This is a genomic window from Cyanobium sp. N5-Cardenillas, assembly GCF_024345515.1.
Classification (GTDB): domain Bacteria; phylum Cyanobacteriota; class Cyanobacteriia; order PCC-6307; family Cyanobiaceae; genus Cyanobium.
In genome coordinates this window covers 1-11,148 of the sequence record NZ_JAGQBG010000094.1, presented here as the reverse complement: position 1 = coordinate 11,148, position 11,148 = coordinate 1, and the positions used below count along the sequence as shown (strand labels likewise).

General features: G+C 68.3%; 3 protein-coding genes and 1 pseudogene. 3 read left to right on the top strand and 1 reads right to left on the bottom strand.

Annotated features, from left to right (window positions below):
* A pseudogene (locus tag KBZ04_RS08990) lies at positions 1–269 on the top strand (mechanosensitive ion channel family protein); the annotation flags it as partial.
* On the opposite strand, the gene KBZ04_RS08985 reads toward KBZ04_RS08990, so the two are convergent.
* Complete coding sequence (locus KBZ04_RS08985; protein ID WP_254991616.1) at positions 259–1,767, bottom strand: apolipoprotein N-acyltransferase; 1,509 nt, start codon at positions 1,765–1,767, stop codon at positions 259–261. The pseudogene KBZ04_RS08990 and the gene KBZ04_RS08985 sit on opposite strands and share 11 nt — an antisense overlap.
* Positions 1,768–1,835: 68 nt before the next feature.
* Here KBZ04_RS08985 and KBZ04_RS08980 point away from each other — a divergent pair, with 68 nt between their 5' ends.
* Both KBZ04_RS08980 and KBZ04_RS08975 read left to right on the top strand, forming a co-directional pair.
* Positions 1,836–2,177, top strand: a complete 342-nt coding sequence (locus KBZ04_RS08980; RefSeq protein ID WP_254991615.1) for a phasin family protein — start codon at positions 1,836–1,838, stop codon at positions 2,175–2,177.
* A 76-nt stretch (positions 2,178–2,253) separates the two neighbouring features.
* The coding region (locus KBZ04_RS08975; RefSeq protein ID WP_254991614.1) for a VCBS domain-containing protein at positions 2,254–11,148 on the top strand (8,895 nt) is incomplete at its 3' end.

Here is an 11,148-nt window from a genome sequence, read left to right as displayed (position 1 = left end):
AAGCCGCCGCCATTCCTGCGCTCGTGGAAGAGGTGGTCCGGGCCCATCCGCCGGCCACGTTCGACCGCTGCCACTTCACCCGCTTCACCGACGGCGCCCTCGAATTCCAGTTCGTGTTCTTCGTTCCCGACAGCAGCGTCGTGGTGTATCTCGACCTGCAGCAGGCCATCAACCTGGGCATCCTGCAGGCGTTCCAGGACCAGGGCATCGCCTTCGCCGCTCTTCCCCAGGACCCGCCTGCGCCTCTGCCCGGCGGCCCTAGCGGCTGACAGCGTCCGCCCCATCGGGGGCCGCAGCGGCGATCCAGCGCCAGGCGGCCGCCAGCAGGGCGAGGACGATCAGGGGGGCCTCCCCCCAGCGGTCGTAGGGGGTGAGCTGGGCGCGCTGCTGCACGGTGAGCAGGCCGCTGGCGGGACGGCCGGCGGGCAGCTGCTCCAACACCCGTCCAGCGGCATCCACCAGCAGGCTCGGCCCGGTGTTGGCGGAACTGACCAGCCAGCGGCCGGTCTCGATCGAGCGCAGCTGGGCCAGGGCCGCAAACTGCCCCTGCAACTGCTCGGGGTAGGGGTCCAGGTTGGCGCTGGCCAGCAGCCAGCGGGCCCCCTGGCGGGTGGCGGCGGCCAGGGCCGCCCCATCGGAGAGCTCATAACAGATGGCCACGCCCACATCCCCCCCGGGCCGCGACAGCAGCCGGGAGGCGGGGCCCGGTTCCACCCCCCCCACCGCCGAGAGGCCGCTCCAGCGCCACAGGTCCGCCAGGGGCACCCATTCGCCGAGGGGCACCACCCGGTGCTTGTCGATCCAGCTGCCCGGCTCGCGCTGGCCGGGTTCAAAGCGCAGCAGGCTGCTGCGCAGCTCCACGCCCTCGCGGCGGAAGCCACCGCTGAGCACCTCCACCGGCGCCGCCTCCGGCAGGAGCTGGCCGAGCGCCAGGGAGCCCTCGGGCAGCAGCACCCCCTGCAGCGGTGGTTCGGCCGTGGCGGCCCGCCGCTGGGCCAGGGCCAGCCGCTGCAGCAGCCGTCGCTGCTGATCCGCCTCGAACTTCTGGCGGGTGGGAATGGCGGGCTGCAGCACCAGCCAGCGCTCGGCCCGGCCAGCAGGGGGGGCGGCGGCCTGGCCCAGCAGGGTCACACCGGCCAGGTGGCAGGCGGCCACCAGCAGCAGCGTGATCAACAGCCAGCGGCTGCGGCGGGGGGGCACGGCCAGCAGGGCCCGCCAGAGGCCCCAGCTGATCAGCAGCTGAAGGGCGGCCAGCAGCCCGGCTCCCCCCAGGGCCGCCAGTCCCGCCATGGCCCGATCCCCCGGCAGCGCCGCGGCCCCCAGACCCAGCCAGAACAGGGGACCACGGGCCAGCAGCACCTCCGCCAGCCCCCACAGGGTCGCCGCCAGCAGCGCCGTGCTGGGCCGTCCGGCATCGAGCCGGCCCACCAGCGCCGTCCAGGCCCCGACCAGCAGACCGGCGGCCAGGCCGATGGCCAGCCACAGCGCCAGGCAGATCGGCAGGCTCAGGGGACCGGGGACGCCGATCCAGTCGAGGGGATGGAGCCACAGCAGCCAGCGGTGGCTCACCAGCACCGCCGCCAGCCCCCACAACCCGCCGCGCCAGAACCTGGACGGCACGGTGCCAGCGCGACTCCCCGTCAGGGACCAGAGCACGATCAGGGCCGGCCAGAGCAGCCAGGGCCAGCCCACCGGCGGCAGGGCCACCCCCGCCAGCAGCCCGGCGGCCCCGGCGATGACCCAACCGGTACGCCGGTCATTGCCCATGGCCACCCGGCGCCGGAGGCGGCAAGGTCAGGCAAGAGTCACGCCGTTTCCCCAAGGAAACCTCTTTCATGGACCAGGGCAATCTGCTGCAGATGCTGCTGCTGCGCGGCCTCGGCACCACCTCGCTGGTGGCCGACCGGCTCAAGTACGTCAGCCAGGAATGGGTGAGCAGTGGCCGCCTGGATCCCAACCACGCCTCCGCGTTGGTTGAGGACGTGATGCGCGCCCTGCGGGGCGAGACGCCGGAGGTGGAACAGCAGGCGGAACGCCAGCTGGAGCGCAACCGCGACCAGCTGCTGCAGGACCTGGGCCTGGCCCGCCAGCGGGAACTGGACGAACTGCGCGGCCGCATCGATCGGCTCGAGCAGGCCCTGCGGCAGCGGCAGGCGAACGGCGACAGCACGACTTAAGGCCGCTTTCAGCCCAAACGCAGCAACGTCACATCAATTGATAGGTTGACGGACGGTTCTTTTCCCGCGTCGTCCCTTGGCGATTCCCTCCCCCGTCATCGGACTCTCCCCCTCCACGTTGAACGTGCTGTACGGGGACGCAGGGAATCTGCAGCTGACCTTCAATGAGTTGGTCGCGACGGGGTACAGGCCCTGGCTGGAGCTCCAGGTCACGGCCCCCAGCGACAACCTCAGCTTTGGCACCGCCAGCTGGGCCGGGCTGGCCCTCACCACGGAGACCTACACCTTCACCCGCAGCGGCAGCAGCGGCCCCTTCACCCTCGTCCACCCCATCACCGGGGTCACCCTCAGCAGCGCCACCCCCGACACCCTGCTGATCTGGCAGCTGCCGATCGGCAGCTACACGGCATCGGCCCCCGAACTGGTGGTGGATGTGCCGGTCACGGTGGTCGCCACCTCGCCGCTGCTCGGACCGGTGCCGTTGCGGGCCGGCGGCGGCTACGCCCTGGGCACCGATCCACTCGACAACCCGCTGACCGATCCGCCGATCAGCGCCCCGAATGTGACCGGTCAGGTGATCCCGACGCCGCTCACCTTCAGCAAGAGCAACAACCTGGCGGAGTCGGAAACGGTCACCGGCCCCAACTTCGGCGGCTTCTGGCGGCTGTCCGCCAACATCGCCGATGGGGCCCAGCTGAGCAATCTGCTGTTCAGCGACAGCCTGCCCAGCGATCTCAATGTGCTGGGGATCAACCCCAACCTGGTGATTGCCGGGAACGTCATCCAGGCGCCGGTGGGGAACCCCACGGCCCCAGGCAACGACAGGATCGTCATCAATTACGGCGGTCCCATCACCGGCACCACCAGCCCTGAGGAGGCGGCCGCCCAGATCAATTTCTCCATTCCCGACACCCTCGACCCCACCACCGGCGGGGCGATCACCTACACCAACACGGCCCAAGCCACCACCGGCTGGAGCAATTCCCCCAACGGCAACGTCACGATCGACACGCCGGCCAGCGATACGATCACCGCCAGGGCCCTGGCGATCCAGAAGGCCGCCAGCACCACCCAGGTGGTGCCTGGCGATAGCGTGACCTTCACGCTCTTTTTCCAGTTCTCCGATTATTTCGCCTTCGGCGATCTGATCGTCCTTGACCTGCTCGGCGATGGACTCACCTTCACCCCCGGCAGCGCCAGGATCAACCTCAATGAGCAGGGCGTCTCGCTCACCGGCAATGGTTCGGTCGGCTTCGACCCCGCCCACATCACCTACCTGCCGGATGTCGCCGGTGCCGGCGTCGACGGCAAGGACAGCCTCAGCTTCGATCTGAGCGGCTGGCTGCGGTCGATCGGCGACGACGGCATCCTCCAGGGCGGGCGGGTCTTCAGCACAACCGGCGGTGCCACGGGGGGCTTCATCACCTTCAGCGCCAGCGTGGACGACAGTTTCGTCGCCCCCAGGGCCGCCGGCCAGAACATCAAGGCGGGCGACACACTGATCAATGACGTCACCCTGCAGGGGGACATCCAGAGGCAGCTGCCGGGCGGCCTGTTCCTCGACACCAACCGCCAGGTGACCGACGTCAGTTCGGTGGACCTGAACGTGGCCGACATCACCTCCTCCAAGTCGGTGGTGGCCCGCAACGGCCAGGCCCAGGGTGCCACCCCCCTGGTGCTCACCCCAGGGGACACGGTCACTTACCGCCTCACGGTGACCTTCCCCACCGGCGACATCCAGGGCTTCAGCCTGAGCGACTACCTGCCCACCCCGGTTTACGACGTGGACGGGGAGGCCAGCGGCGGCGGCAGCCCTGCGGCCTTCGATTTCAGCGGTGGGGCTCCCGGCAGCCTGCCCCCATCCGGCCAGTTCAGCTACGGGAGCCTGCACAACGCCCCTCCGCTGGTGGACAACCAGCTCAAGACCGGGCCGGCGGTCAATGATCTGGTGGCGACGATCGCCAACAGCAGCGACCCGGGCAACACCCCCACAACGGTCGACATCCTGTACACCGTCACGGTGACGGGTGCGGCGATCAACGACCGGCTGCCGATCACCAACATCGCCACCGCCAGCACGGTGGACTCCGACGGCGTCAGCCGCCCCACCCAGATCTCACCGGTCACCGGCGAGGTGCTGGCCCCCAACCTCAAGATCCGCAAGGGCATCGTCGTCACCAGCCGTGACAGCCTCACCGGCGCCCAGGCCGCCACCTACACCCCGGCGCTCAACACGGCAGGGGCCAGCTTCCCGGCCGCCATCGGCGCCGTGCCCTTCAGCGGCACCGTCAACAGCAGCGGCATCAGTGTGGCCGGCGGCAACGGCTCCACCGGTGCTGTCAGCAACGGCGCCCTCGATTCCAACGTCACCGGGCTGGATGCGGGCGACACGCTCCGCTTCGTGGTGGTGATCGAGAACATCGGCACCAGCTACCGCGGCGCCTTCAATGTGCAACTGCGGGACGAACTGCCCGCCGGACTCAGCTTCACCCCCGGCAGCCTGCGGATCGTCGACGGCAGTGGCGCGGCGATCAGCTACACCCGGCCCGACGGCACGGCCGCCAGCCAGGCGGACATCTTCAGCGCCAACGGCATCCGGCTGAGCGACCCGGGCCCCACCCCCAGCGACCCGCTGACCGGCGCCGGCGGCGGCGCGATCGACGGCTACAACGCCAGCAGCGGCCGCAACATCGCCGTGGTGACCTTCGACACCAGCGTCGACGCTGGTGCCTACGGCCAGCTGGTGGGCGGCCTGCTCACCAACGTGGGGGTGCTGGAGGACTACACCAACGTGCCCAGCGGCGGCACGGGCTACCTGCCCGGTGCCATCCGGCTGATCGACAACGCCACCGTGACGTTGCGCAACGCGACGGTGAGCAAGTCGATCGTCTCCACCTCGGAGAGTTCCACCACCGGCAACAAGCTCGCCATCGGTGAGATCGTCCGCTACCGGGTGCAGGTGACGGTTCCCGAGGGGAACCTGGCCGATTTCAGGCTGGTGGACAGCCTACCCACCGGAATCACGTTCCTGGACGACGGCAGCGCCTCCGCCCCGATCTTCTCCTCCGGTGTGGCCGGATCCCTGACGCCCGCCACCCCGACGGTCTCCGGCTCCACCCTCACCTGGGATTTCGGCACCCTCACCAACAGCGACCGCAACAACGCCGTCGACGACACCATCGCCGTCGAGTTCAACGCCCTGGTCACCAACACCAGCGGCAACAGGAACGGTGTCACCCGCACCAACACCGCCACGGTGAGCTACACCGGCGGCTCCGCCAGCGGCAGCACGGCGGTGCAGATCAGCGAACCCGACATTCGCATCACCAAGGCCGCCAACCCCAGCGGCAACGTCCAGGCCGGCGACACCCTCACCTACACGGTCACGGTGCGCAATGCGGCGGGCCGCGCCGATGCCTTCGACCTGGTGCTCAACGATGCCCTCGGCAACCTGGGCAGCAACTTCGACCTCCAGACCGTCAGCCTGCCGGGCAGCCTGCCCCCGGGCACAGGATCGATCATCAACAACTCCGTCACCAGCGGCGCCAGCGCTGCGGACGGCGACCGGATCCAGCTCCAGATCGACCGACTCAACAGCGGCCAGAGCTTCAGCTTCACTTACACCGGCAAGGTGCTGGTCGGGATCCAGCCGGGCACCACCCTCACCAACACCGCCAAGGTCACCTACACGGGCCTGCCTGGCAGCGGAACGCCCATCGGCCCGGACAACACCACCGGCAGCACCACCCCCGGCAGCTCCGGTGCCGACGACGGCGAGCGCAATGGTGACGGTGGCGTCAACAACTACACCAAGAACGCCAGCCGGTCGGTGGTGAGCCTGGCCCCGGGAATCTCCAAGATCACGCGGCTCAGCTCCGAAGCCAGCACCAGCGGCAACGGGGTGACCATCGGCGAGATCGTGCGCTTCCGCCTGCAGGAGAACCTGCCCCAGGGAACCCTGAGCAATGCCTCCATCTTCGACACCCTGCCGACTGGACTGAGCTTCCTCAACGACAACACCGCCACCCTGGCGTTCGTCGCTGCGAGCGCCAGCGATCTGAGCTGGAGCCAGGGTTCGATCAACCCCTATTTCATCCCCAGCGCCGGCAACAACACCACGGTGATCCCCAGCGCCAGCTTCGCCCCCACGACGATCAACGGGCAGGTGGTGACCTGGAACTTCGGGGACTTCATCAACGCCAACGTCGACCCCAACCAGATCGAATCGGTGGTGATCGAGTTCAACGCCATCGTGACCAACGTGGCCAGCAACCAGGCCGGTGTGACCCTCACCAACAGCATGACCGCCAGCGCGGGCCTCACCGGCAGCACGGTGCAGCGCACCGCCACCGCCACACCGCTGTCGGTGCTGGAGCCCAACCTGCTGATCGACAAGACCGTCGCGATCGTGAAGACCGGCAACCCGGGCAATCCCAATGCCACCCCCGGCGACACCCTCGTCTACACCGTCACCATCCGCAACACGGGCACCGCAAAGGCCTTCGACCTCCTCATCGAGGACAGCCTCGATGCCCTCGGTCCCGACTTCACCCTGTCGGGTCCACCCACCATTGTCCTGAGCGAGGCGGGTGCGCCGCCCGCCACCGACAGCTCGATCGTCAGCGGCAGCAACGGCCTGGCCGACCTGATCGAGGTGGGGGTGCCGGAACTGGAGATCAACGAAAGCGTCACCATCACCTACCGGGGCGTGCTTTCGGCCGGCCTGGCGCCCGGCACGGCCCTCACCAACACCGCCGACGTCAGCTATTCCAGCCTGCCTGGCACCGGTACACCGAACGGCAGCGGCGGCAACGGCACCGGCAGCACCACCCCCGGCGGCTCCGGTGCGCCCAATGGAGAGCGCGACGGCAGCGACGGGACCGGAGGCGTGAACGACTACCTCCGCAGCAAGACCGTGATCCTGGTGGCCAACCGGCCGCCCGTGGCGGTGGACGACGTGGGAACGGCCCTGGAGGCGGGCGGCAGCTTCAACACCAGCCCCGGCAGCAACGCCAGCGGCAACGTGCTGGCCAACGACACCGATCCCGATCCCGCCGACAACCCGCTCACGGTGAGGGGACGGGTCACGGCCTTCCGCACCGGAGCCAGCGAGGGAGCCGGCACGGCCGGCAGCCTGGGATCGCCCCTGAGGGGCACCTACGGCCAGCTCACCGTCAATGCCGACGGCTCCTACACCTATGAGCTGAACAACGCCAATCCCACGGTCGATGCCCTCGATCCCGGCGCCAGCCTCACGGAATCCTTCAACTACACCGTCTCCGATGGGGCCCTGAGCGACACCGGGGTCCTGGTGATCACGATCCAGGGGGCCAATGATGCCCCGGTCTCCGCCGATGACACCGGCCTGGCCATCGAAGCCGGTGGAACCCTCAACGGCACCCCGGGGACCAATGCCAGCGGCAACGTGATCACGAACGATCGCGATGTCGACAACCGGGACGGCAACAATCTGGTGGCTCCCCCCCTGGGCTCCGTGGTGTCGTTCCGTACCGGGGCCAGGGAAGGCGCCGGCACCGCCGGCACGGTCGGTGCGGCACTGGCGGGGCTCTACGGCTCCCTGACGCTTCGGGCCGATGGGACCTACACCTACGTGGTCGACAACGCCAACCCCGTGGTGGAGGCCCTCAATCCGGGCGACACCATCACCGAGTCGTTCAACTACACCCTGCTCGATCACCCCGGCGGCCTCACCGACACCGCCGTCCTGACCCTGACGATCCGGGGGGCCAACGACGCACCGGTGGCCGTCGATGACGTCGGTGCGGCGCTGGAGGCCGGTGGCCGCTTCAACGGCACGCCAGGCGCGAACGCCAGCGGCAATGTGCTGCTCAACGACATCGACGTCGATTCCGACGACACCCCCGCCCTCAACGGACGGGTGGTGGACCTCCGGCTGGGGGCCACGGAAGGGGCCGGCACGGCGGGGACGCCGGATGGCAGCGGCGGGTTCGTGCTGGTGGGCAGCTACGGCACCCTCCGCATCAACGCCAACGGGACCTACACCTATGCGCTCGACAACGCCAATCCGGCGGTCGATTCCCTGGATCCCGGCGCCCTGCTGAGCGAATCGTTCAACTACACCGTTTCTGATGGGGCCCTCACCGATATCGGCGTTCTGAGGATCACGATCACCGGGGCCAATGATGCCCCCGTGGCCAGCGACGACACCGGCACGGCCGTGGAAGCCGGCGGCACCTTCAACGGCACCGCGGGCAGCAACGCCACCGGCCATGTGATCGCCAACGACCGGGATGTGGATGCGGCGGATGGCAACAACACGGCTGCTCCCCCGCAGGGCCGCATCACCGCGCTGCGCTTCGGCGACAAGGAGGGTGCCGGCATTGCCGGCAGCGTGGGTGCATCCTTCCAGACGCTTTACGGCAACCTGACGCTCAACGCCGATGGTTCCTACGTCTATGTCATCGACGACAACGATCCCACCGTGGACGCCCTCAACCCCGGCGATGTCCTGATCGAGTCCTTCAACTACACCCTGCTCGACCGTCCCAGCGGCCTGACCGACATCGCCGTTCTGACGGTCACCATCGAAGGGGCCAACGACGCCCCGGTGGGTGTGGATGACGTCGGCACCGCCATCGAAGCCGGAGGGATCCTGAACAGCTCCGGTGGCTCCGATGCCACCGGCAACGTGTTGACCAACGACACCGATGTGGATTCCAACGACACCCCCGCCCTCAACGGGACGGTGGTGGGCGTTCGGCTGGGTGCGGCCGAGGGGGCGGGCGCCGCCGGAACACCCGACGGCAGCGGCGGTTTCGTGCTGGTGGGCAACTACGGAACCCTCACGATCGCCGCCGATGGCTCCTACGTCTACGTCGTCGACAACAACAATCCAACGGTCGACGCCCAGAACACCGGCGACACGCTCCAGGAATCCTTCAACTACACCCTGCGCGATCATCCCGGCGGTCTGACCGACATCGCCGTGCTGACGATCACAATCGAAGGCGTCACCGATGGGATCCTCACCGGCGGCACCCTGACAGCCAAGGAAGCCGGTGGGGTCAACAACGCCACCGCTGGTTTCCCTGGTCAGGGCAATCTCCTCGACGACCCCTCCCTCCCCCCCGGCACCAGCATCGTGGCCATCCGCACAGGGAATGTGCCAGGCGCAGGCACCCCTGGAACTCCTGATGGGGCGGGCAACCTTGTGCTTGTGGGCCTCTACGGCACCCTGACGGTCAACCCCAGCGGACCGGCTCTCTACACGGTCGACAACAGCAATCCGGCCGTCGATCGCCTCAACGAGGGCGACCTGCTCAGCGAATTCTTCAACTACGACTTCACTGACGGTGGTTTGCCCTCCACCACCACGATCACCGTCAACATCCGGGGCGCCAATGATGCCCCCGTGGCGTTCAATGACGGACCCATGGCGATCGATGACACCGGCACGGCCGCGGAGGCGGGGGGCACCTTCAACGGCACACCCGGCAGGGCTGCCAGCGACAACGTGATCGCCAACGACCGCGATGTCGACAGCAACGACGGTGACAATCTCGTGGCTCCACCCGATGCCATCGTGACCTCCATCCGCCGGGGCGCCAAGGAGGGCGTGGGCCTGGCGGGCACAGCGATCGTCGGTGGCGGATTCGTGCTGGTGGGCTTCTATGGCACCCTCACGATCCAGGCCAATGGCGATTACCTCTACGTGGTCGACGACACCAACCGCTTCGTTGATGGCCTGGATCCCGGCGACTTCATCATCGAGTCGTTCAACTACACCATGATCGACCACCCGGGTGGCCTGAGTGACACGGCCGTACTCAACATCAGGATCAACGGCGCCAACGATGCCCCGGTCGCCATCGACGACACCGGCACGGCCATCGAGGCCGGTGGTGTGGCCAACGGCACCCCGGGCGCCGATGCCAGCGGCAACGTCCTGGCCAACGACACGGACGTCGATCGCGACGACACCCCGGCTGTCAATGGCCTGATCACGGCGATCCGCACCGGTGCCAGCGAGGGAGGCGGCACGGCGGGCACACCCGATGGGGCCGGCGGCTTTGTGCTGAATGGCACCTACGGCCGCCTCACCATCAACGCCAATGGGACCTATACCTATGTGGTCGACAACGCCAACCCATCGGTCGATGCCCTCAGTCCAGGCGGCAGCCTGATCGAGACGTTCAACTACACCGTCAGCGACCAACGCGGTCTCACCGACATCGGCGTCCTGCGCCTCACCATCCAAGGGGCCAACGATGCACCCGTGGCGCGGAATGACAACGGCACCGCCGTTGAAGCCGGCGGCCGCTTCAACGGCACGCCCGGCTCCAGCGCGGTTGGCAATGTTCTGCTCAATGACACCGACGTGGACAGCGATGACACCCCGCTGCGCACCCGGGGAACCGTCACGGCCATCCGGCTGGGCGGAACGGAAGGGGTGGGACCCGCCGCCACCGTGGGAGACCCATTGCAAGGCGCCTTCGGAGCCCTGACCATCAATGCCGATGGGATCTACACCTACGCGGTGGCCGACGCCAACCCGATCGTGGAGGCGCTGAACGTGGGCGACACGCTCAGCGAACAGTTCAATTACACGGTGCGTGACAACGGCGGCCTCAGCGATGCAGCCGTTCTGACGATCACCATCCAGGGGGCCAACGATGCTCCTGTGTCAGCTGATGACAACGGCGTCGCCATTGAAGCCGGCGGCACCTTCAACGGCACACCCGGCGCCGATGCCACCGGCAATGTGCTGCTCAACGATACCGACGTCGATGCCAACAACACCCCATTTCTCAATGGCACCATCCAGTCAGTCCGTCTGGGAAGCGTCGAGGGCGCCGGGAGCCCCGGGCTGATCGGAACCGCCTTCCGGGGGCTCTACGGCTCCCTGACCATCGACAGCAATGGTCGCTACCGCTATGTGGTCGACAACGCCAACAGCAGCGTGGACGCGTTGAATGCCGGCGACGTCCTG

Bases quoted from the DNA above. Each gene is read 5' to 3' on its own strand.
- KBZ04_RS08985 (WP_254991616.1), bottom strand. From the start codon at position 1,767: ATGGGCAATGACCGGCGTACCGGTTGGGTCATCGCCGGGGCCGCCGGG.
- KBZ04_RS08980 (WP_254991615.1), top strand. From the start codon at position 1,836: ATGGACCAGGGCAATCTGCTGCAGATGCTGCTGCTGCGCGGCCTCGGC.